At 70.7% G+C, this 21,280-nt stretch carries 21 protein-coding genes and 3 pseudogenes; 16 read left to right on the top strand and 8 right to left on the bottom strand.

Annotated elements, in window-relative coordinates; translation table 11 throughout:
• Positions 1-192 precede the first annotated feature (192 nt).
• Entirely contained in the window at positions 193-909 is a 717-nt protein-coding gene (gene gntA / locus ACFYQ5_RS10825) for a guanitoxin biosynthesis heme-dependent pre-guanitoxin N-hydroxylase GntA (protein ID WP_389196192.1), read from the top strand.
• A gap of 59 nt (positions 910-968) precedes the next feature.
• Here the strand turns inward: gntA and aceB are convergent, their stop codons facing one another.
• Together aceB and ACFYQ5_RS10815 are read right to left on the bottom strand one after the other, a co-directional pair.
• Complete coding sequence (gene aceB, locus ACFYQ5_RS10820) at positions 969-2,588, bottom strand: malate synthase A (RefSeq protein WP_389196190.1); 1,620 nt, start codon at positions 2,586-2,588, stop codon at positions 969-971.
• A 255-nt stretch (positions 2,589-2,843) separates the two neighbouring features.
• Complete coding sequence (locus ACFYQ5_RS10815; protein WP_389196188.1) at positions 2,844-3,449, bottom strand: NTP transferase domain-containing protein; 606 nt, start codon at positions 3,447-3,449, stop codon at positions 2,844-2,846.
• 191 nt (positions 3,450-3,640) lie between these two features.
• Between ACFYQ5_RS10815 and ACFYQ5_RS10810 the strand changes: the two genes are divergently transcribed.
• The gene (locus ACFYQ5_RS10810; RefSeq protein WP_389196186.1) at positions 3,641-3,958 is read left to right on the top strand and encodes a DUF5955 family protein; all 318 of its coding nucleotides are present in this window, start codon (positions 3,641-3,643) and stop codon (positions 3,956-3,958) included.
• Here ACFYQ5_RS10810 and ACFYQ5_RS10805 read toward each other — a convergent pair.
• A pseudogene (locus ACFYQ5_RS10805) lies at positions 3,882-4,960 on the bottom strand (sensor histidine kinase). The gene ACFYQ5_RS10810 and the pseudogene ACFYQ5_RS10805 sit on opposite strands and share 77 nt — an antisense overlap.
• On the opposite strand from ACFYQ5_RS10805, the pseudogene ACFYQ5_RS10800 reads away from it, so the two are divergent.
• A pseudogene (locus ACFYQ5_RS10800) lies at positions 4,904-5,332 on the top strand (ABC transporter permease); the annotation flags it as partial. The pseudogenes ACFYQ5_RS10805 and ACFYQ5_RS10800 sit on opposite strands and share 57 nt — an antisense overlap.
• Positions 5,329-6,009, top strand: a complete 681-nt coding sequence (locus ACFYQ5_RS10795) for an ABC transporter ATP-binding protein (protein ID WP_389196184.1) — start codon at positions 5,329-5,331, stop codon at positions 6,007-6,009. The pseudogene ACFYQ5_RS10800 and the gene ACFYQ5_RS10795, both read left to right, overlap by 4 nt.
• Before the next feature lie 41 nt (positions 6,010-6,050).
• Here the strand turns inward: ACFYQ5_RS10795 and ACFYQ5_RS10790 are convergent, their stop codons facing one another.
• On the bottom strand, positions 6,051-6,854 hold the full coding sequence (locus ACFYQ5_RS10790; RefSeq protein WP_389196182.1) for an IclR family transcriptional regulator: 804 nt from the start codon (positions 6,852-6,854) through the stop codon (positions 6,051-6,053).
• A gap of 347 nt (positions 6,855-7,201) precedes the next feature.
• On the opposite strand from ACFYQ5_RS10790, the gene allB reads away from it, so the two are divergent.
• The 3 genes from allB (at position 7,202) to ACFYQ5_RS10775 (ending at position 10,083) form a co-directional block, all read left to right on the top strand.
• The gene (gene allB, locus ACFYQ5_RS10785; protein WP_389196180.1) at positions 7,202-8,530 is read left to right on the top strand and encodes an allantoinase AllB; all 1,329 of its coding nucleotides are present in this window, start codon (positions 7,202-7,204) and stop codon (positions 8,528-8,530) included.
• 2 nt (positions 8,531-8,532) lie between these two features.
• Positions 8,533-9,648, top strand: coding sequence for an allantoicase (gene alc / locus ACFYQ5_RS10780; protein WP_389196178.1), 1,116 nt, complete (start codon positions 8,533-8,535; stop codon positions 9,646-9,648).
• A 105-nt stretch (positions 9,649-9,753) separates the two neighbouring features.
• The gene (locus ACFYQ5_RS10775; RefSeq protein ID WP_389196176.1) at positions 9,754-10,083 is read left to right on the top strand and encodes a putative quinol monooxygenase; all 330 of its coding nucleotides are present in this window, start codon (positions 9,754-9,756) and stop codon (positions 10,081-10,083) included.
• Positions 10,084-10,117: 34 nt separating this feature from the next.
• On the opposite strand, the gene ACFYQ5_RS10770 is transcribed toward ACFYQ5_RS10775, so the two are convergent.
• Positions 10,118-10,954, bottom strand: coding sequence for an aldo/keto reductase (locus tag ACFYQ5_RS10770; RefSeq protein ID WP_389196174.1), 837 nt, complete (start codon positions 10,952-10,954; stop codon positions 10,118-10,120).
• A gap of 64 nt (positions 10,955-11,018) precedes the next feature.
• On the bottom strand, positions 11,019-11,486 hold the full coding sequence (locus ACFYQ5_RS10765; protein WP_389196172.1) for a hypothetical protein: 468 nt from the start codon (positions 11,484-11,486) through the stop codon (positions 11,019-11,021).
• Positions 11,487-11,682: 196 nt separating this feature from the next.
• On the opposite strand from ACFYQ5_RS10765, the gene ACFYQ5_RS10760 reads away from it, so the two are divergent.
• Positions 11,683-12,306: a dihydrofolate reductase family protein gene (locus ACFYQ5_RS10760; protein ID WP_389196170.1), complete on the top strand. Its 624-nt coding sequence runs from the start codon at positions 11,683-11,685 to the stop codon at positions 12,304-12,306.
• Positions 12,307-12,333: 27 nt separating this feature from the next.
• On the opposite strand, the gene ACFYQ5_RS10755 is transcribed toward ACFYQ5_RS10760, so the two are convergent.
• Positions 12,334-12,978, bottom strand: coding sequence for a TetR/AcrR family transcriptional regulator (locus ACFYQ5_RS10755; protein ID WP_389196168.1), 645 nt, complete (start codon positions 12,976-12,978; stop codon positions 12,334-12,336).
• A 263-nt stretch (positions 12,979-13,241) separates the two neighbouring features.
• On the opposite strand from ACFYQ5_RS10755, the pseudogene ACFYQ5_RS10750 reads away from it, so the two are divergent.
• The 4 genes and pseudogenes from ACFYQ5_RS10750 to ACFYQ5_RS10735 all read left to right on the top strand — a co-directional run.
• A pseudogene (locus ACFYQ5_RS10750) lies at positions 13,242-13,424 on the top strand (LuxR C-terminal-related transcriptional regulator); the annotation flags it as partial.
• A gap of 29 nt (positions 13,425-13,453) precedes the next feature.
• A complete protein-coding gene (locus tag ACFYQ5_RS10745) occupies positions 13,454-14,626 on the top strand; it encodes a cytochrome P450 (RefSeq protein ID WP_389196166.1) in 1,173 nt (390 codons plus the stop codon).
• Positions 14,627-14,641: 15 nt separating this feature from the next.
• On the top strand, positions 14,642-15,061 hold the full coding sequence (locus ACFYQ5_RS10740; RefSeq protein WP_389196164.1) for a PaaI family thioesterase: 420 nt from the start codon (positions 14,642-14,644) through the stop codon (positions 15,059-15,061).
• A gap of 11 nt (positions 15,062-15,072) precedes the next feature.
• Positions 15,073-16,269: a cytochrome P450 gene (locus ACFYQ5_RS10735; protein ID WP_389196162.1), complete on the top strand. Its 1,197-nt coding sequence runs from the start codon at positions 15,073-15,075 to the stop codon at positions 16,267-16,269.
• Positions 16,270-16,275: 6 nt separating this feature from the next.
• Here ACFYQ5_RS10735 and ACFYQ5_RS10730 read toward each other — a convergent pair whose 3' ends face one another.
• Positions 16,276-17,280 (bottom strand): Gfo/Idh/MocA family oxidoreductase, encoded by a 1,005-nt coding sequence (locus tag ACFYQ5_RS10730; RefSeq protein ID WP_389196160.1) that lies wholly within the window; start codon positions 17,278-17,280, stop codon positions 16,276-16,278.
• 93 nt (positions 17,281-17,373) lie between these two features.
• Between ACFYQ5_RS10730 and ACFYQ5_RS10725 the strand changes: the two genes are divergently transcribed.
• From ACFYQ5_RS10725 to ACFYQ5_RS10710, 4 genes are all read left to right on the top strand, one after another.
• A complete protein-coding gene (locus ACFYQ5_RS10725) occupies positions 17,374-18,135 on the top strand; it encodes a GntR family transcriptional regulator (protein ID WP_389196158.1) in 762 nt (253 codons plus the stop codon).
• 251 nt (positions 18,136-18,386) lie between these two features.
• Positions 18,387-19,367: a substrate-binding domain-containing protein gene (locus tag ACFYQ5_RS10720; protein ID WP_389196156.1), complete on the top strand. Its 981-nt coding sequence runs from the start codon at positions 18,387-18,389 to the stop codon at positions 19,365-19,367.
• A complete protein-coding gene (locus tag ACFYQ5_RS10715; RefSeq protein WP_389196154.1) occupies positions 19,364-20,413 on the top strand; it encodes an ABC transporter permease in 1,050 nt (349 codons plus the stop codon). Before ACFYQ5_RS10720 ends, ACFYQ5_RS10715 begins: the two co-directional genes overlap by 4 nt.
• On the top strand, positions 20,410-21,270 hold the full coding sequence (locus tag ACFYQ5_RS10710) for an ATP-binding cassette domain-containing protein (protein WP_389196152.1): 861 nt from the start codon (positions 20,410-20,412) through the stop codon (positions 21,268-21,270). The genes ACFYQ5_RS10715 and ACFYQ5_RS10710 overlap by 4 nt, the downstream gene beginning before the upstream one ends.
• Positions 21,271-21,280: the final 10 nt, after the last annotated feature.

Raw genomic sequence — 21,280 nt, 5'->3', positions numbered from 1 at the left:
ATCGGCATCCGTCCCCCACAATCAGACAGCGATCTCCCTCGTGACACCACGGGCTCAGTCATGCCCGCTTCAGGCCGTCACCGCCGCACAGCCCGCAGGACCGGGTGCCGCGGGCATGAGGTGGGCGCCACCGGAAGTACGCAGGAACCATCTCCCTGCTGAGGAGGCACGTAGTTGGAAGGAAGGCTGGCCATGACGGTCGACGCGCGCGGCGAAGTCGAGGAGTTCATCCTGGGGGACCGGTTCTCCTGTCTGGCGGGCAGGTCCGCCTGGCGACGTGGCGGCATCGTCCATCGGCACTACGACATCCTCGGGGGAGAGGAGTCCGCCCGGCTGATGGCGTTCGACCTCGCCGAGTTCGTGGGATCGGCGGACTGGAGCCCCCGGACGTTCAGCAGTTTCCTCGCGACCTTCGAACAGCCTCGCGGAGTGGACGAGCTGAAGTTTGAGGAACTCCTCTGGAAACAGCTGCAGTTGCTGCACGAGCAGGATGCGCGAACACACCGCTGGGCCGACGGCTACTCGTCGGATGCCGGGTCCGGGGAGTTCGCGTACAGCGTGGCCGGCCATCCCTTCTTCGTGATCGGCCTGCACGAGACCCACCGCAGGTGGGGCCGGCGGCCACCGTTCCCGATGCTTGCCTTCAACTCGCACGAGCAGTTCGACCGGATCAAGGGCGCCGGAATGTGGGACCGGCTGGCGGACAAGATACGCAAGCAGGACATCAAGCTGCAGGGCGACATCAACCCCAACCTGTACGAGTACGAACAGCTCTCCGAAGCCCGTCGCTACTCCGGCCGTCCCAAGCCGGTCGACTGGGAGTGCCCCTTCGCCGCCGGCGCGCCGGAGTCGCAACAGCAACAGCAACAGCAGGAGCAGGAGCTGACGGCCTCGCGCTCGGGCGCCTGAGAAAAAGCGCGCCGCACCCCGCGCTGTGATCGCGGGGTGCGGCGCTCCGGGGTGTGCGGTCAGCGCAGCTGCTCGTACGCCGGCAGCGTCAGGAAGTCCGCGTAGTCCTGGTCCAGCGAGACCTGGAGCAGCAGGTCGTGGGCCTGCTGCCACTTGCCGGACGCGAAGGCCTCGTCGCCGGACTCCGCGCGGATCGCGTCCAGTTCCTCGGCCGCGACCTTGCGGGCCAGATCCGCCGTCGCGTGTTCGCCGTTCTCGAAGACCACGTCCGCGTTGATCCACTGCCAGATCTGCGAACGCGAGATCTCGGCGGTGGCCGCGTCCTCCATCAGGTTGAAGATGGCCACCGCGCCCATGCCGCGCAGCCACGCCTCGATGTAGCGGATGCCGACCGCGACCGCGTTGCGCAGGCCGTCGTACGTGGGCTTCGCGTCCAGCGTGTCGATGGCGATCAGGTCGCCCGCCGCCACCGAGACGTCCTCGCGGAGGCGGTCCTTCTGGTTCGGCTCGGTGCCGAGGACCGCGTCGAAGGAGGCCATCGCGATCGGGACCAGGTCGGGGTGGGCCACCCAGGAGCCGTCGAAGCCGTCGTTCGCCTCGCGGTCCTTGTCGGCCTTGACCTTCTCGAAGGCGACCTTGTTCACCTCGGCGTCACGCCGCGAGGGGATGAAGGCCGCCATGCCTCCGATGGCGTGCGCGCCGCGCTTGTGGCAGGTGCGGACGAGGAGTTCGGTGTACGCCCGCATGAACGGGGCGGTCATCGTGACCAGGTTGCGGTCCGGCAGGACGAACTTCGAGCCGCCGTCGCGGAAGTTCTTGACGATGGAGAAGAGGTAGTCCCAGCGGCCCGCGTTCAGTCCGGAGGCGTGGTCGCGGAGCTCGTAGAGGATCTCCTCCATCTCGTACGCGGCGGTGATCGTCTCGATCAGGACGGTCGCGCGGACCGTGCCCTGCGGGATGCCGACGTAGTCCTGGGCGAAGACGAAGATGTCGTTCCAGAGGCGGGCCTCCAGGTGCGACTCCGTCTTCGGCAGGTAGAAGTACGGGCCCTTGCCGAGGTCGATCAGGCGCTGGGCGTTGTGGAAGAAGTAGAGGCCGAAGTCGACCAGCGCGCCCGGCACCGGGGTGCCGTCGAGCTGGAGGTGGCGCTCGTTCAGGTGCCAGCCGCGCGGGCGCGTGACGACGGTCGCGAGCTCCTCGGCGGGCTTCAGGGCGTACGACTTGCCTGACCTGGGGTCGGTGAAGTCGATGTTCCGGGCGTAGGCGTCGATCAGGTTGAGCTGGCCGGTGATCACGTTCTCCCAGGTGGGGGCGGACGCGTCCTCGAAGTCGGCGAGCCAGACCTTGGCGCCCGAGTTCAGGGCGTTGACGGTCATCTTGCGGTCGGTCGGACCGGTGATCTCCACCCGGCGGTCGTCCAGCGCGGCAGGGGCCGGGGCGACCTTCCAGGTGTCGTCCACGCGGACCGCCTCCGTCTCCGGCAGGAAGTCCAGCGTGGAGGTGCGGGCGATCTCGGCGCGGCGCTCGCCGCGGCGGGCGAGCAGCTCGTCACGCCGGGGCGTGAACCGCCGGTGCAGCTCGGTCACGAACGCGAGGGCCGCATCGGTCAGGACCTCGTCCTGCCTCGGCAGGGGCTCGGCATCGACGATGGCCAGCGGGGACGGCGCTGGTGCGGACATGAGCTGTCACTCCTTCAGCGGGGTGGTACGACGGCATCCCACGGCCGCCGGGGCGCCCGGGACGGCACGGGGTGCCAGGGCTCCGAGATACGGCCATGGGTACCGCCGAGGACCGGAAGCGGAACCATGAGCTTCTGATTAGTGGATATTAGTTTCCTCATGGTGGAAGTTCAATGGTTTGTTGATGTCGAGATTCTCCGGGTCGACAGGCGTGCGGCCGCGGTGGCGCGGCGTGCCAGGTCCGACACGGTCCGTTCACTCCAGGTGGGTCAGGTCCTCGGTCGTGTCGATGTCGTACGCCTGAGCCACATCGGAACACTCGACGAGCCTGAGCGCATCGCGATGCGCCCGCAGGTACGCCCGCGCCCCCTGGTCGCCCACCGCACCCGTGGAGACGTCCGCCCACCGGTCGGCCCCGAACAGCACGGGATGGCCGCGCTCCCCGGCGTACGCGGCCGCCGCCAGGGCCGTCCGGGAGCGGTACGCCGAGCGGACCCGCGCCACCGCCTCCGCCCCGATGCCCGGCTGGTCGACCAGGAGCACGAGGGCGGCGTCCACGTCCGCGCCGGAGAGGGAAGCCAGCCCGGCCCGGAGCGAGGAGCCCATCCCCTCCTCCCACGACGGGTTCACCGTCACCGCGCACGCCGAGAGGTCCGCCAGGGCCTGCACCTCCTCGGCCGCCGCGCCCAGGACGACATGGACCGGGCCGCACCCCCCGTTGCGCAGCGCCCGCACCGCGTGCTCGACCAGGGGGCGGCCGCGGTGTTCCAGCAGGGCTTTCGGCCGTCCGCCGAGGCGACGGCCGCCACCTGCGGCGAGCAGCACTCCGGCGATCACGGGGGTTCGTTGTGTGTGAGCCATGTGCCCTGGATACCACTGCCCCGTCCGTAGCGGCAGCAGGGTTGTCACCCCTCGGAAGTAGGCTGATTCCTTGACCGCGCAGTGGCGCACGCCGCCTCGGATGGCGTTAACTTGCGGACGGCCCCAGGCGTTTGGCCGCCGCCCGGGGGCAGGCCGACGCACCGGCACGACGACGTGCGAGGGGGAGTGCTTTGTTGCGAAGTGTGGGGCAGGGGCGGTTGACCGGTAGTGACGAGGATCCGAGAGTGACGGAGCTGCGTACGGCCGTCTCCCGGCTCCGCCGAGAACTGGCCGGTCTTCCCGCCGAGTTCCCGGACCGGGGCATCGCCGAGGAGGAGCTGGCCTCGCTGGACGCCATGATGGTCAGCGGAGCGCCCGAGGTTCCACGCCTGCGCCGTTCGCTGCTGCTGGTCGCGGGGGCGGTCGGCTCGGTCAGCGCGCTGGCCCCGGGTCTCCAGGACGTACGCGTCGCCGTCGATCTCTTCGGGGAGCCGCCGCGCCGCACGTGACGTCAGCGACGCACATGGCGTCAGCGTCGGCCCGTGCGCGCATCGCGGGCAGTCCGAACCCGCCGCTGCTGCTCGTCACCGGTTCGGCAGCCGTGTCGAATCCGTGGCCGTCGTCCACCACGTCCAGGGACACCGATGTCTCCATGACGCTGAGTGTGATCTCTCCGCCTGCCGCGCGCCCGAGTGCCGCACCGCGTTGGCCAGAGCCGACTGCGCGGTACGCAGCAGCGCCACCTCGTACGGGGTGGGCAGCTCCACCGGTCTGCCGCTGACCGCGAACTGCACGATGAGCTCCGGTGCCGAGGTGCGGGAGGAGAGACGGGACAGGGCCGCCGCCAAGGAGCCCTGCTGCAGATCCGGCGGGGTCAGCGCGCGGACGAAGCGGCGTGCCTCGGCCAGATTGTCCTGGGCGGCCTCACGGGCCCGCCGGACGTGGGCCGTGGCGGGTGCGTCCTCGGGGAGCGAACGCCCGGCGGCCCGCAGCAGGAGCTGGATGCTGGACAGCCCTTGGGCGAGGGTGTCGTGGATCTCCCGGGCCAGCCGCTCCCGCTCGGCGAGGGTGCCCGCGGCGCGCTCCGCCCCGGCGAGTTCCGCTCGGGTGGACACCAGCTCGTCGATGAGCTCGCGGCGCCGCTCGCTCTCCCGGAACAGCGCGTCATAGCCGAGCACGGTCGCCACGGCCACCGCCGCCCCGAGCGGCGGGCCGATGAAGGTGCCGGGGGAGACCTCCTGCCCGTGCAGCAGGAAGCCGGTGATCGCCGCCCCGGCCGTGATCGTGACGGCGGGCAGGCCCCAGCGCACCGGCAGCAGGTGCAGCTGCAGGAAGGAGAGCGGGAAGGCCACCCACAGGGCGTCGGGAGACAGGGCGAGCATCGCCAGCCACACGGCGCCCAGCGCGGTGAGCCAGACGGCGGCGGCCCGGGTGTGCGGCTGGACGACGGGGGCGTTGACGACTCCCCCGAGGCGATCGGCTCCTACCGGGCCGAGAACGGCTCGCTCCAGCTGATGCGCGGCTTCCTCTTCGTCATCTCCGCGCTCGTCATCGGCGCCTTCTTCACCGTGTGGACCATCCAGCGCAGCGGTGACGTCGCCGTGCTCAAGGCGCTGGGCGCCTCCACCCCGTATCTGCTGAAGGACGCGCTCGGACAGGCCGTGGTGATGCTCGCCGCCGGTACGGGCCTGGGCACCGCGCTGGCCTCGGGGATCGGCGCGCTGGTCGGCGGGGACGACGACGCCGTGCCGTTCGTGCTCGACGCGTCGACCGTTCTCGTACCCGCCGGCGTGATGATCGTCCTCGGCGTGCTCGGGGCCGCCCTGTCCATCCGGCGGATCGCCGCCGTCGACCCCCTCACCGCACTCGGGAGCGCCCGATGACCCTCACCCTCACCGATGTCACCCTCACCTACGCCGACGGCGACACCCGGCTCACCGCACTGGACCGGGTCTCCCTGGACGTGCCCGCCGGCACGCTCACCGCGGTCGTCGGACCGTCCGGTTCGGGGAAGTCCAGCCTGCTCGCGGTGGCGGCCACGCTCGTCACGCCGGACCGTGGACGCGTCGTGGTGGCCGGTACGGAGATCGCGGGGCTCAGCCGCGCCGCCAAGGCGGCCCTGCGCCGCGACCGCATCGGCATCGTCTTCCAGCAGCCTCATCTGCTGCCGTCACTCACGGCCGCGGAACAGCTCCAGGTGATGGCCCATCTGTCGCGCGGTTCGGTACGCGCGGCACGGGGCCGGGCGCTGGATCTCCTGGACGCCGTCGGTCTGGCCGACAAGGCGGACCGCAGGCCGCACCAGCTGTCCGGCGGTCAGCGCCAGCGGATCAACATCGCCCGGGCCCTGGTGAACGAACCGTCGGTGCTGCTCGTCGACGAGCCGACCGGTGCCCTCGAGCACGAACGCGGCGCAGCGGTCCTCGACCTGCTGCTCGGCCTGACCCGGGAACGTTCGACGGCCACGGTCATGGTCACCCACGACCGGGCGCATCTGGACCGGGTGGACGGGACGGTCGGCATGGCGGACGGGCGCCTGTCGGAGCCCGCCCCGGCCTGAGGAGCCCACTGCGAACGGAGGGGGCTCGGTGCGGGCCGGTGTCAGCCGGCCGAGCCGCCGTTGCTCGCCAGCGCCTCGGACAGCTCCTTCGCGATCTGCTGCAGGATCGGCACGATCCGCTCGGTCGCCGTCTCCGTCACCCGGCCCGCGGGCCCGGAGATCGAGAGGGCGGCCGAGGTGGGGGAGTCCGGCACCGGGACCGCGAGGCAGCGGACCCCGATCTCCTGCTCGTTGTCGTCCACCGCGTAGCCCGCCCTCCGCACCTGTTCGAGCGCGTCGAGGAAGCCGTCCGGCGTGGTGATCGTCTTCTCGGTGGCCGCGGGCATGCCCGTACGGGCCAGCAGGGCCCGCACCTCGTCCGCCGGGGTGTACGCGAGGAGGGCCTTGCCGACACCGGTGGAGTGGGGGAGCACCCGGCGGCCGACCTCGGTGAACATCCGCATCGAGTGCTTCGACGGCACCTGGGCGACGTAGACGATCTCGTCCCCGTCGAGCAGCGCCATGTTCGCCGTCTCGCCCGTCTCCTCGACCAGCCGCTGGAGATACGGCCGCGCCCAGGTGCCCAGCAGCCGGGACGCGGACTCGCCGAGGCGGATCAGACGCGGACCCAGTGCGTAACGCCGGTTGGGCTGCTGGCGCACGTAGCCGCACACGACCAGGGTGCGCATCAGCCGGTGGATGGTAGGGAGGGGGAGTCCGCTGCTCGCGGAGAGTTCGCTGAGCCCGACCTCGCCCCCGGCATCCGCCATGCGCTCCAGCAGATCGAAGGCGCGCTCGAGGGACTGCACGCCGCCACTGGGGCCGGCGGGCTTGGAGTCGGAAGTGCTGGCGTGGGACGGCGGCACGTCAACGGTCCTTTCGAAGCGGAGGCAAGGCAGCAGCCTACCGGGCTGTTCCCGATCGGCCCACTGCTCCCGGTGCGGCGTCCTCGCCGGTCAGGGCCTGTTTGTCCTGGTGTCGGCGGTCCGGGCCGCGTTCGGCCCCGACGCGTGGTGGTGCCGCACCTGGCCCATTCTACGTTCCGTCTGTCGAAATTGAACTTTTACTTCGTGGAAATATCCAACCGATGTCGTTCGGGGTCCACGGGTTGCCGCGCGAGGGCGGGGAGGTCTTGACGGGGCGCTTTCCCGAGTGAAGACTCCTTCAACAAATCGTTGAATCTGCGTGAGGAGCACAGGTGCCCGGTGTGGACATGAAGCTGGTACTCCGCTCGACACGCGTCGTCACCCCTGAGGGCACCCGCGCCGCAGCGGTCCTCGTCGCCGACGGGGCGATCGAGGCGGTCCTGCCGTACGACACGGAGGCGCCCGGCGGTGCCCGCGTCGAGGACTTCGGCGACGACGTCCTGCTGCCGGGGCTCGTCGACACCCATGTCCATGTGAACGACCCCGGCCGCACCGAGTGGGAAGGCTTCTGGACCGCCACCCGCGCAGCGGCCGCGGGTGGCATCACGACCCTGCTCGACATGCCGCTCAACTCCCTCCCGCCGACCACCACGGTCGAACACCTGCGCGTCAAGCGGCAGGTGGCCGCTCCCAAGGCGCACATCGACACCGGCTTCTGGGGCGGCGCTGTCCCCTCCAACACCAAGGACCTGCGCCCGCTGCACGAGGCAGGGGTCTTCGGCTTCAAGTGCTTCCTCTCGCCTTCGGGTGTCGAGGAGTTCCCCGAGCTGGACCAGGAGCAGCTGGCCCGTTCCATGGCCGAGATCGCGGGCTTCGGCGGACTGCTGATCGTGCACGCCGAGGATCCGCGCCACCTGGCCGAGGCGCCGCAGCGGAGCGGGGAGAAGTACGCCGACTTCCTGGCCTCGCGCCCCCGCGACGCGGAGAACACCGCGATCGAGGGTCTCATCGCCCACGCCGAGCGGTTGAACGCCCGTGTCCACGTCCTGCACCTGTCCTCCAGCGACGCCCTGCCGCTGATCGCCGGGGCCAAGCGCGAGGGCGTACGCGTCACCGTCGAGTCGTGCCCGCACTTCCTCACCCTCACCGCCGAGGAAGTCCCGGACGGGGCAACGGAGTTCAAGTGCTGTCCGCCCATCCGTGAGGCCGCCAACCAGGACGCGCTCTGGGCCGGGCTCGCCGACGGCACGATCGACTGCGTCGTCTCCGACCACTCGCCCTGCACCACCGACCTCAAGACCCCGGACTTCGCCTCCGCGTGGGGCGGGATCTCGTCGCTGCAACTCGGCCTGCCGGCCGTCTGGACCGAGGCGCGCCGGCGCGGTCACACCCTCGACGACGTGGCCCGCTGGATGTCCGCGGCCCCGGCCGGCCTCGCCGGACTCACCCGCAAGGGCGCCATCGAGGCCGGGCGTGACGCGGACTTCGTGGTCCTCGCCCCCGACGAGACCTTCACCGTCGACCCGGCCGCTCTCCTCCACCGCAACCAGGTCACCGCCTACGCCGGCAGAACCCTGCACGGCGTCGTCAAGTCCACCTGGCTGCGCGGCACGCGGATCGCTGCCGACGGCGTACTCGCCGAACCAACCGGCCGGCTCCTCGAAAGGAACCACTGACCATGACGGCGACACCTCACTTCACCGGCGACGCGAGCCCGTACGGGGGAGGCGACCCGTACGCCGACTACCGCACCGCGGACTTCCCCTTCGCCTCCCTCGTGGACCTCGCGGACCGCCGCCTCGGCGCCGGTGTCATCGCCGCCAACGACGAGTTCTTCGCCGAGCGCGAGAACCTGCTGAAGCCGGGGCCCGCGGAGTTCGACCCCGAGCACTTCGGTCACAAGGGCAAGATCATGGACGGCTGGGAGACCCGCCGTCGACGTGGCGCGAGCGCCGCCGAGCCGCACCCCACCGACGAGGACCACGACTGGGCCCTCGTACGCCTCGGCGCTCCCGGTGTGGTGCGCGGACTGATCGTCGACACCGCGCACTTCCGCGGCAACTACCCGCAGTCGGTCTCCGTCGAGGCGACCTCGCTGCCCGGATCCCCGTCGCCCGAGGACCTCCTCGCGCCCGACGTGACGTGGACAACCCTCGTCCCCCGTACGGCCGTCGGCGGCCACGCGGCCAACGGCTTCGCCGTCGACGCGGAGCGGCGCTTCACCCACCTCCGGGTCAACCAGCACCCCGACGGCGGCATAGCCCGCCTGCGCGTCCACGGCGAGGTGGCCCCCGACCCGGCGTGGCTGGCCGCCCTCGGTACGTTCGACCTGGTGGCCCTGGAGAACGGCGGCGAGGCCGAGGACGCCTCCGACCGCTTCTACTCCCCGGCCACCAACACCATCGCGCCGGGTCGCTCCCGCAAGATGGACGACGGCTGGGAGACCCGCCGCCGGCGCGACAAGGGCAACGACTGGATCCGCTACCGGCTGGCCGAGCACGCGGAGATCCGGGCGGTCGAGATCGACACCGCCTACCTCAAGGGCAACGCGGCGGGCTGGGCGGAGATCTCGGTGAGCGACGGACAGGCCGGCGACCCGGTCCAGCTCCTGCCTCGCACCCGGCTGCAGCCCGACACGAACCACCGCTTCGTCCTGCCGGAGCCCGTACGCGGCACGCACGTCCGGATCGACATCTTCCCGGACGGCGGGATCTCGCGGCTGCGGCTCCTCGGCTCACTGACAGAGGAAGGGGCGGCGCGGCTGGCCGCCCGGCACGAGGAGCTCGGCGGATAGCCTCCCCGCGCGCTGCGCGGTCCGCGGGCGGGTGTGCCGGTTCATGACCGCCTGTGGGGATATGCGACCCTGGTCGGTACTTCGCCGCACCGACCAGGAGTCGTCATGATCTTCATCGCCGTCAAGTTCACCGTGCGTACCGCCGAGCGGGACAACTGGCTCCCGGCCGTCGAGGACTTCACCCTCGCCACCCGTCAGGAGCCGGGCAACGTCTTCTTCGACTGGTCCTACAGCGTCGAGAATCCGGACCAGTTCGTCCTGCTCGAGGCGTTCGCCTCGCAGGAGGCGGGCGTGGCGCACGTGAACTCCGAGCACTTCAAGGCGGCGATCGACACCATGTCGGATCTCGTCAGCGAGGTCCCGGAGATCATCAACGTCGAGGTGCCCGGCGACGACTGGTCCCGGATGTCGGAGGTCACCCCGCGCAACCGGTGACCGTCGCCGCCTCGTCGGCCGGTGGCCGCCGTCCTCAGAACTCCTCGTGGGTGTCGGGGTCCCCACCGAAGCGGTGCGGCGGACGGGCCCCGATGCGGTCCAGCTCCCGCTGCGTCAGCTCGAAACCGAACAGGTCGAGATTCTCCCGCTGCCGGCCGGGATCGGCGGACTTCGGGATCGGTACCGCGCCCAGCTGGGTGTGCCACCGCAGCACGACCTGGCCCGGCGTCACACCATGGGCCTCGGCGATGGAGATCACCTCCGGGGCCTCGAGCACCTGACGACCCCGGGCCAGCGGACTCCAGCTCTCCGTCACGATGCCCTTGGCGGCGTGCACCGCCCGCAACTCCTCCTGCGGGAGCAGGGGGTGCATCTCGATCTGGTTGACCACGGGCAGCACACCCGTTTCCCGCTCCAGCCGGTCCAGCTGCTCCGCCGTGAAGTTGGAGACGCCGATGGAGCGTACGAGGCCGTCGTCGCGGAGCTTGGCCATCGCCTTCCAGGTGTCCACGTACCTGTCCACCCGGGGCAGCGGCCAGTGGATGAGATACAGGTCGACGTACTCCAGCCCCAGCTTGCTCCGGGACTCCTCGAAGGAGGCCAGCGTCTCCTCGTAGCCGTGGTGGCGGCCGGGCACCTTGGTCGTGACGAAGACGTCCTGCCGCGGTACACCGGAGCGGGCGATGCCGCGCCCGGTGCCGGTCTCGTTCCTGTAGTTCAGCGCGGTGTCCACGAGCCGGTAGCCGAGCCGCAGCGCGTCGGCGACGGCCTTCTCGGCCGCGTCGTCGTCCAGTGGCCAGGTGCCGAGGCCCACCGCGGGGATCGTGCTGCCGTCGTGGAGGTTGCGGACCGGGGGCGGTGTCCGGCTCATGGTCTCCCCTTTCGTTCACGTACCGTCCCCGCCAGCGTAGGGCGGGGCACGGGACGCGGCTCCCTCAACAGAGGTCGTTGTGCCAGTCGCCGTCCTCCAGCACCCAGGAGGACCGCTCGTCGTACGTCGGCTCGCCGACGCCGTAGGTCACCTGCGCGTTGCTCGCGTGGATGTCGTCCACGGACAGCCGCCGCACGGTGTACGTCTTCCCGAGCTGCTCGGCCGTCTGTGAGGCCCGGTCGGCGAGCGCCCCGAACTGTTCCTCGGACCATTCCTTCCGGCAGCGCGTCGAGAGCAGCGCGTACGCGGCGCCGGTGTCGGGCCCGTAGTAGGCCTTCACGTACGCGCGCACGGACTCTTCCAGTGCCGCTGTGTCCACCGGGGGCGCGGAAGACGCCGGAGGCGAGCCGGTGGCGGGTGACCTGGACGGCGCGGCTCCAGGTGTTGCTTCCGGTTCCTGGGAGCAGGCGGTCAGCGCGGCCAGAGCGACGAGCGCGGGCAGTGCGGTACGGGTGATGTGTGTGGTGCGCATGCGCCCTCTCTATCGAAGATGTGTGCGAGATGTGGGTGATGTCCTCGATTCGTGGCCGTTGTGGGGGCGCGATGGCGGATTCCGTCGGGCGTACCGATGAGTTCCGGCCGAGAGTGGGGTCGGAACAGATGGAAGCTCACGGGCTGCCGGGATCCATGACTCGTGGCCCCTGGCGGCAAGGCGAAGGAGCGGGATCATGGCGAAGCTGACACTCACCACGTTGTTGTCCCTCGACGGCGTGATGCAGGCGCCCGGAGGCACCGACGAGGACACCACCGGCGGGTTCGAGTACGGCGGCTGGGTCGTGCCCTTCGTCGACGAGGGCATGCACGCCTTCGCCGGTGAGGTCTTCGACCGCGCGGGCGCCTTTCTCCTCGGGCGGCGTACGTATGACATCTTCTCGGCCTACTGGCCCAAGGTCACCGACCCGCAGGACCCGATCGCCTCACGTCTCAACACCCTGCCCAAGCACGTCGTCTCCACCACCCTGACCGACCCGGCGTGGGAGAACACGACCGTGGTCTCCCGGGACGTCCCGGCCGAGGTCGCGCGGCTCAAGGAGCGGACGGCGGAGGGCGAGCTCCAGATCCACGGCAGCGGCACACTGGCACAGTCCCTCCTCGGGCACGATCTGATCGACGAGGTCAACCTGCTCGTCTTCCCTGTCCACCTGGGCAGCGGCAGGCGGCTCTTCCCGGACGGCGGGCAGCCGACGGCCTACGAGCTGATCGGCGCCCGTACGACCGGAAGCGGCATCGCGATCCACACCTACCGGCCCACGGGACGGGCGCAGTTCGGCACCTTCGAGGTCGGGGTGTGACGGAACGCGGGCCGGGGACGCCGCGGCTCAGGGAACGGCCGGCAGCAGGGAAAGGTCGGCGTCGGCGGCGTGCAGCCGTCCCAGGATGGCCCGAGCCGCCTTGGTGTAGCCGGGGCTGTTGTTGTGCAGTACGGACTCCGCGTTGGCCAGCTCCATGAACGCGATGAGCTCGAAGGCGAGCTGCGAGACGTCCGTGTCCGTGGCGAGTTCGCCCCGCACCCTGGCCTCCTCGAGCGTCTCCTCCACGAAGGTGACCCAGCCGGTCTGCGTGGCGGCCAGTGCGTCGTGCACCTTGCCCTGCCTGGAGTCGAACTCGGCGATGGTCGCGTAGAAGAAGCAACCGCCGCTGAACACCCGGCGCCGCGAGTAGGAGAGCCAGCTCTCGCACATCCGCCAGACGCGCGCCAGGCCGGGCGGTGCCGCCCTCGTCGGAGTCAGCACGTGCTCGACGAAGACGGTCACGGCGGCGCGCACGGTGGCGAGCTGCAGCTCCTCCTTGGAGCCGAAGAGGGCGAACACGCCGCTCTTGCTCAGCTTCAGTTCCGTGGCGAGCCGGCCGAGCGACAGGCCCTCCAGCCCCTCGGTCGAGGCGACGTGGACCGCGCGCCCCAGCACCAGCTGTCTGGTCTGGTTCCCCCGCTCGACCCGTCCGTCCAGCCGCGCTCCACCCATGTGCCAACTCCGTGTGTCCGAGCGTCCCAAGACCGACATTCTAGGAGGACCCGGCACCGGCGGGAGACCGCTTCGACCGGTGGCAACCCCTGCGAACAGGTGGCCGAGTCACCCGGTGGACAGAGGTTCCCCGAGGGGAGGTGGCCGTTCGGTACGGTGATCGCTCCCCGTGTGAGCCGGCACAGGCGACGTCCTGATGCTGCTCGCGGCCCTCGCCCGTACGGCCCATGCCGTCTCGGCGCGCCGGGCGCGGTACTCGTCCTGGCGGGGGGTCCGCGTGGGGCGCCGCCGCGCTCCACCCGAGCGCCGCCACGGTCACGGCGCACGTCTCCCGGATCCTGGCCCGGCTCGAACTCAACAACCGTGTACAGGCAGCCCTGTTGGTGCAGGACGCGGGTCTCCTCCATGAGGACGAGGACGGGACGCGGGACGGCCGCCTAGGCTGAACCGATCAGACCGGATGAGGGGCGGGACGATGACAGTGATCGATCTGCGCGGGGCGCGGGACTTCAGCGCGAACCCGTATCCGTACTACGCGAAACTGCGCGCCGAGGGGCCGGCGCACGCCGTCCGTACCGATGACTTCGAGCGGGTCTGGTTGATCGTCGGTTACGAGGAGGCCCGCGCGGCCCTCGCGGACCAGCGGTTCAGCAAGGACTGGCGGACGACGGAACGCTTCTCGGCGACGAGCAACCCGATCAACGCCAACATGCTGGAGATGGACCCCCCGCACCACACCCGGCTGCGCAAACTCGTCGCACGCGAGTTCACCGCCCGGCGGATCGAGGCGATGCGCCCGCGCGTCGAGCAGATCACCGCGGACCTCCTCGACGCGATGGTGCCCGCCGGGAGCGCCGACCTCATCGACGCTTTCGCCTTCCCGCTGCCGATGACCGTGATCTGCGAGCTCCTCGGCGTACCCGACATCGACCGGGACGCCTTCCGCCTGCTGTCCAACGCCGTCGTGACGCCCGTCTCGCCGGAGAAGGAGAGCGAGGCGGTCCACGCCATGGGCGCCTACCTCGTCGAGCTGGTCGAGGGCAAGCGGCGTGCCCCGGGCGACGACCTGATGAGCGCCCTCATCCAGGCACGTGACGACGACGGTGACCGGCTGTCGCCGGACGAACTGATCGGCATGGCCTTCCTGCTCCTGGTGGCCGGACACGAGACCACCGTGAACCTGATCGCCAACGGCGTACGGGCCCTCCTCGACCATCCGGAGCAGCTGGCCCTGCTCCGCGCCGAGCCGGAGCTGATCGACGGGGCCGTCGAGGAGATGCTCCGCTACGAAGGGCCCGTCGAGACGGCGACCTTCCGCTTCACCCGCGAACCCGTCCAGGTCGGCCCGGTCGTCATACCGCGGGGTGAGGCGGTGCTGGTGGCCCTGGGCTCCGGGGACCACGACCCCGGCCGCTATCCGGATCCGGACACCTTCGACATCCGGCGTGAGGCGCAGGGGCATCTGGCCTTCGGGCACGGCATCCACTTCTGCCTGGGTGCACCTCTGGCCCGGATGGAGGGCCGCGTCGCGATCCGCGCGCTGCTGGAGCGCTGCCCCGGCCTCACACGGGACTCCGACGACGAGGACCTCGACTGGCTGCCCGGACTGCTGCTCCGGGGAGTCCGCCGTCTTCCGGTGCGCTGGTGAGGTGGGATGGCGTCCATGACTGAACTCTCCCTCGGCGCGGCGCGGCAGATCCTCGACAGCCAGCCGTTCAGCGGGCTCGTCGGCGCACGGATCACGGAGTTCGGGGACGGCGACGCCGTCCTCGAGGTGGATGTGCGCGAGGAGCTCACTCAGCAGAACGGATTCCTGCACGGCGGCGTGGTGTCCTACGCGGCCGACAACGCCCTGACCTTCGCCGCCGGGACCACCCTGGGGCCCGCCGTCCTGACCGGCGGTTTCTCCATCCAGTACGTGCGACCCGCGAGCGGCCGCACTCTGATCGCCCGCGCGTCGGTGGTGCACACGGGCCGCAGGCAGGCTGTGGTGCGCTGCGACCTGTACACCGCGGACGACACGGGGACCGAGACGCTGTGCGCGGTGGCCCAGGGAACCGTTCTCTCCGCCCGGCCGACCTGAAGGAAACCTCGGTGACCACGGAAACCACGCTCGACCTCGGGGCACTCGGCGACGACTTCATCCGCGACCCCTATCCGGTATACGCGGGGCTACGCGCCCGTGGTCCGGTGCACCGGGTCCGTATCCCGGAGGGTGCGGAGGCCTGGCTCGTCGTCGGGTACGAGGCGGGCAGGGCCCTCCTCGCCGACCAGCGACTCTCCAAGGACTGGGGCAGGGCGTCGCCCACACTGGGCCTCAGGAAGGTGTCCGCGGGGACGTCCATGCTGGGCTCGGACGCCCCGGCCCACACCCGGCTGCGCAGACTCGTGGCCAGGGAGTTCACCGCACGCCGGATGGAACAACTTGTGCCGCGTGTCCAGGAGATGACGGACTCCCTGCTCGACTCCATGCTGGCCGGGCCGGGCCGGAGCGCGGATCTGGTCGAGGCGCTGTCGTTCCCGCTGCCGATGGCCGTCATCTGTGAACTCCTGGGTGTGCCGTCCCTGGACCGGCAGGCCTTTCGCGAGTGGTCCAACACGGCGGTGTCGTCCCTTGACGCCGAGGCGCGGGGCCGGGCCACCGCGTCCATGACGGCGTACCTGGGCGACCTGATCACCGAGAGGCGCGCGGCACCGGGGGACGACCTGATGAGCGCGCTGATCCACACGGCCGACGACGGCGGCGACCGTCTCTCCGCCGAGGAACTCATCGGCATGGCGTGGCTGCTGCTCGTCGCCGGACACGAGACCACGGTCAACCTCATCTCCAACGGGGCCCTCTCGCTGCTGAACCACCCGCACCAACTGGCAGCACTGCGAGCCGACTTCGGCCTCATCGGCAACGCGGTCGAGGAGACACTCCGTTACGAGGGGCCCGTCGAGACGCCCACGTACCGCTTCACCACCGAAGCGCTGGACGTCGCGGGCACGGTGATCCCCGGCGGCGGCGAGCTCGTCCTGGTCGCCATGGCCGACTGCGACCGCGACCCCGCCCGCTTCCCGGACGCCGACCGCTTCGACATCACCCGGGACACCCGCGGGCACGTCGCCTTCGGCCACGGCATCCACTACTGCCTGGGTGCGCCCCTGGCCCGCATCGAGGCCCGCGTAGCCCTCCGGTCGCTCCTGGAACGCTGCCCGGAGCTGCGGCTCGACGCCGACCCGGCCGGCCTGTCCTGGCGCACGGGCATGCTGATCCGGGGGCCGTTGTCGCTGCCGGTGGCCTGGTAGAAGGGCTCAGACCTCGGCGATCTCCGTCATCCGTACGGGACGGTGCTGCTCGCGCGACAGCTCGCACGCCTCGGCAACGCGCAGCGCGTGCAGCGCCTCCCGGCCGTCGCACGGGTTCGGCAGTCCTCCGTCCACGACGCGCAGGAACGCGTCCAGTTCGGCCTCGTACGCCGGGGCGAACCGCTCCAGGAAGCCGGGCCACGGCTTGGCCGGCGCGGGCGGTCCCTGCGGCTCGGCCGAGGTCAGCGGCGTACGGTCGTCGAAACCGACCGCGATCTGGTCCTGCTCGCCCGCGAGTTCCATGCGTACGTCGTAACCCGCCCCGTTGCACCGGGTGGCCGTCGCCGTGGCCAGCGTGCCGTCGTCCAGCGTCAGCAGCGCCGCCGCCGTGTCCACATCGCCCGCCTCCCGGAACATCGCCGGGCCCGCGTCCGACCCGGTGGCGTACACCTCCGTCACCTCACGGCCCGTCACCCAGCGCAGGATGTCGAAGTCGTGCACCAGGCAGTCCCTGAACAGGCCGCCGGAGAGCGGCAGATACGCGGCCGGCGGGGGAGCGGGGTCGGACGTCGTCGCCCGTACGGTGTGCAGCCGGCCCAGTGCGCCGCCCCGCACGGCGGCACGCGCCGCGGCGTACCCCGCGTCGAACCGGCGCATGAACCCCAGCTGGAGCACACTGCCCGCCCGCTCGACCTCGCGCAGCGCGCCCAGGGTCCCCGCCAGGTCCAGGGCGATCGGCTTCTCGCAGAAGGCGGGCAGGCCGGCCCGTGCCGCCCGGCCGATGAGATCGGCGTGCGCCGAGGTGGCCGAGGTGATCACGACCGCGTCCACCCCCGCGCCGAGAACCTCCTCGGCTGACGCGACGGCGGTCGACCCCGTCCGCGCCGCGACCTGTGCGGCGCGGACGCCGTCCGGATCCGTCACCACCAGGCCGGCGACCCCGGGATGGCGTGCCAGGACGCCCGCGTGGAAGGAACCGATCCGGCCCGTGCCGATGAGTCCGATGCGCATGAACACAACGTGCCGCCCCCCGGGCGCACTGTCAACTATATGTCCTGACAAATCGAAGGGTGCGGCGCGACCGCAGGAGGTACGCTCCGTGCCGTGCCCAAACCCACCGCCGACTCCGCCGCCCTGGGGCTGGGCGTGGACCGCACCAGCCCCGTCCCCCTCTACTACCAGCTGGCCCAGCAACTGGAGGCGGCCATCGAGCACGGGCGACTCGCGCCCGGCAGCCTCCTCGGCAACGAACTGGAGCTCGCCGCACGGCTCGGACTGTCCCGGCCCACCGTCCGCCAGGCCATCCAGTCACTCGTCGACAAGGGGCTGATGGTGCGCCGGCGCGGTGTCGGTACCCAGGTCGTGCACAGCCGCATCAAGCGCCCGCTCGAACTGAGCAGCCTCTACGACGACCTCGAGACAGCCGGCCGCCACCCCACGACCCGGGTGCTGCGCAACACGGTCGAGCCGGCGACCCCCGAGGTCGCCGCCGCGCTCGGCGTCGAGGAGGGCAGTGATGTCCACCTCGTCGAGCGGGTGCGTTCCACGCATGACGAGCCCATGGCGCTGCTGCGCAACCACCTGCCGCCGAACCTGCTCGATCTCGGCACCGAGCGGCTGGAGTCCACCGGCCTGTACCGGATGATGCGTGCGACGGGGATCACGCTGCACAGCGCCCGGCAGTCCGTCGGGGCCCGTGCCGCCACCGCAGAGGAGGGCGAACTGCTCGCGGAGCCCGCGGGGGCGCCGCTGCTGACGATGGAGCGCACCACCTTCGACGACGGCGGCCGGGCGGTCGAATTCGGTTCGCACGTCTACCGGGCCTCGCGGTACGCCTTCGAGTTCCAGCTGCTGGTCCGGCCCTGAGATCTCCGGCGGACCGGTCTCGGGGGCGCCGGGTAAGAATGTTCGGACAAAAACATTGACGCGGTCATGCTCGGTCGCTAGAACGACGGGGGGGCGCGGCCCGCGCCCCTGCCGGGCCATGCCGGTCGGGGCTCGGGGATACTTGGCCCGCCGGGCGGCGAGTCCGCCGTCCACGGTTTCACCAGGCAGCACAGCGAGCAGCACAAGAAGGGCACGGCGTCGTGGCAAGGGTTCGGACAGGGGTACGCGCGATGGGCGCCGTTCTGGCAGCGGTACTGGCGGCCTCCCTCGCGGGATGCAGCAGCACCGGCGGCAAGCGGGCGGAGGAGCGCGCCCAGCAGGCCGCCGAGGGCCGGTCCGCGGTGAACACGCCCCGCTGGACGTTCGCCATGGTCACCCACTCGGGCGATGGCGACACCTTCTGGGACATCGTCCAGAAGGGTGCCGACCAGGCAGCCGACAAGGACAACATCAACTTCCTCTACTCGCACAACGACGAGGGCCAGCAGCAGGCCGAGCTCGTCCAGACCGCGATCGACAAGAAGGTCGACGGCCTGATCGTCTCGCTCGCCAAGCCCGACTCGATGAAGGCCGTCGTGGCCAAGGCGGTCAAGGCCGGCATCCCCGTGATCACGGTGAACTCCGGGTCCGCCGAGTCCAAGGCCTTCGGCGCGCTCACCCACATCGGCCAGGACGAGTCCATCGCGGGCGAGGCCGTCGGGGACGAGCTCGACGAGCGGGACCGCAAGAAGGCGCTCTGTGTCCTGCACGAGCAGGGCAACGTCGGCCACGAGCAGCGCTGCGCCGGGGCGAAGAAGTCCTTCGGCGGGACGATGCAGAACCTCTACGTCGACGGCACCAACATGCCCGACGTCCAGGCGTCCATCGAGGCCAAGCTCGACTCCGACCGGAGCATCGACGCGGTCGTCACTCTCGGCGCCCCCTTCGCCGCGGCCGCCGTCAAGGCGAAGCAGACCGCGGGCAGCAAGGCCGAGATCGACACCTTCGACCTCAACGCGAGTGTCGCCACCGGCCTGCAGAACGGATCGCTCGGCTTCGCCGTCGACCAGCAGCCCTTCCTCCAGGGGTACCAGGCAGTCGACCTGCTCTGGCTCTACCGCTACAACCAGAACGTGCTCGGCGGCGGCCGGCCCGTCCTGACCGGCCCGCAGGTCATCACCGCCGACGACGCCGACGCGCTCGCCGAGTACACGAAGCGGGGGACGCGATGACAGCGACCGGGCAACCGGCGGCGCCCCTCACCGACGAACGCCTGCTGCGCACCTCCCCCCTGCGTAAGCTGCTCGGCCGGCCCGAGCTCGGCTCGGTCGTCGGTGCCGCGGCCGTCTTCCTCTTCTTCGCGATCGTCGCCGACAGCTTCCTCCGGGCCTCCAGCCTCGGCACGGTGCTGTACGCGGCCTCCACCATCGGGATCATGGCGGTGCCCGTCGCGCTCCTGATGATCGGCGGCGAGTTCGACCTCTCCGCCGGCGTGATGGTGACCAGCTCCGCACTGATCTCCTCGATGTTCAGCTACCAGATGACCGCCAACGTCTGGGTGGGCGTCTTCGTGTCGCTGCTGGTCACCCTGGGGTTCGGTGCCTTCAACGGCTTCATGCTGACCCGCACCAAACTTCCGAGCTTCATCATCACGCTCGGCACGTTCCTGATGCTGACCGGCCTGAATCTGGGCTTCACCAAGCTGATCAGCGGCACCGTGTCGACCAAGGCCATCGGGGACATGGAGGGCTTCGACTCCGCCCGCAAGGTCTTCGCGTCCTACCTCACCCTCGGCGACGTCGAGCTGAAGGTCACCATCCTGTGGTGGGCGGTGCTCGTCGCGATCGCGACCTGGATCCTGATCCGTACGCGCTTCGGTAACTGGATCTTCGCCGTCGGCGGGGAGGCCGACGCCGCCCGCGCGGTCGGTGTGCCCGTGATCCGTACGCGGATCGGGCTCTACCTCGGTGTCGCCTTCGCCGCCTGGGTCTCCGGCCAGCACCTGCTGTTCTCCTACGACGTCGTGCAGTCCGGCGAGGGCGTCGGCAACGAGCTGATCTACATCATCGCGGCCGTCATCGGCGGCTGTCTGATCACCGGCGGATACGGTTCCGCGATCGGCTCCGCGGTCGGCGCGATCATCTTCGGCATGACCAGCAAGGGCATCGTGTACGCGGAGTGGAACCCCGACTGGTTCAAGTTCTTCCTGGGAGCGATGCTGCTCCTGGCCACCCTGCTCAACGCATGGGTACGCAAGCGTGCGGAGGCGACGAAATGACGGCCACCCAGGCTCCGGCTCCCCGGGACACGGCCGGCCCGGCGCTCGTCCAGCTCGACGACGTCAGCAAGTACTACGGCAACATCAAGGCCCTGGAGAACGTCTCGCTGGAGGTCCGCGCGGGCGAGATCTCCTGTGTCCTCGGCGACAACGGCGCCGGCAAGTCCACCCTCATCAAGATCATCGCGGGGCTGCACCGGCACGACGCCGGGACCTTCCTGATCGAGGGTGAGGAGACCACGCTCGTCAACCCGCGCGACGCCCTGGACCGGGGAATCGCCACCGTCTACCAGGACCTGGCCGTCGTCCCCCTCATGCCGGTCTGGCGCAACTTCTTCCTCGGCTCGGAGCCGACGAAGGGCTCAGGCCCGTTCAAGCGCCTCGACGTGCGGCGGATGCGGGAGACGACCCGCGCGGAACTGCTGCGTATGGGCATCGACCTGCGCGACGTCGACCAGCCCATCGGCACCCTGTCGGGCGGCGAACGCCAGTGCGTGGCCATCGCGCGGGCCGTGTACTTCGGTGCGAAGGTCCTCGTCCTCGACGAGCCGACCGCGGCGCTCGGCGTCAAGCAGTCGGGGGTCGTGCTCAAGTACGTCGCGGCTGCCAGGGACGCCGGACTCGGCGTGGTCCTCATCACGCACAACCCCCACCACGCCTACCTCGTGGGTGACCGGTTCGTGCTGCTCAAGCGTGGCGCGATGTCCGGGAGTCACACCAAGGACTCCGTCACGCTGGACGAACTGACCCGTCAGATGGCGGGTGGGAGTGAGCTCGACGAGCTCAGCCACGAGCTCGAACGGGCCCCTTCGCCGGACCACCTCGGCGGCGGCCCGACCGAGGATGACATCCCATAAGTCCTGTTTT

The organism is Streptomyces sp. NPDC005794, from assembly GCF_042871445.1.
Taxonomy (GTDB): Bacteria; Actinomycetota; Actinomycetes; order Streptomycetales; family Streptomycetaceae; genus Streptomyces.
The sequence above is the reverse complement of the archived record's forward strand: the minus strand, read 5'-3'. Positions and strand labels throughout refer to the sequence as shown.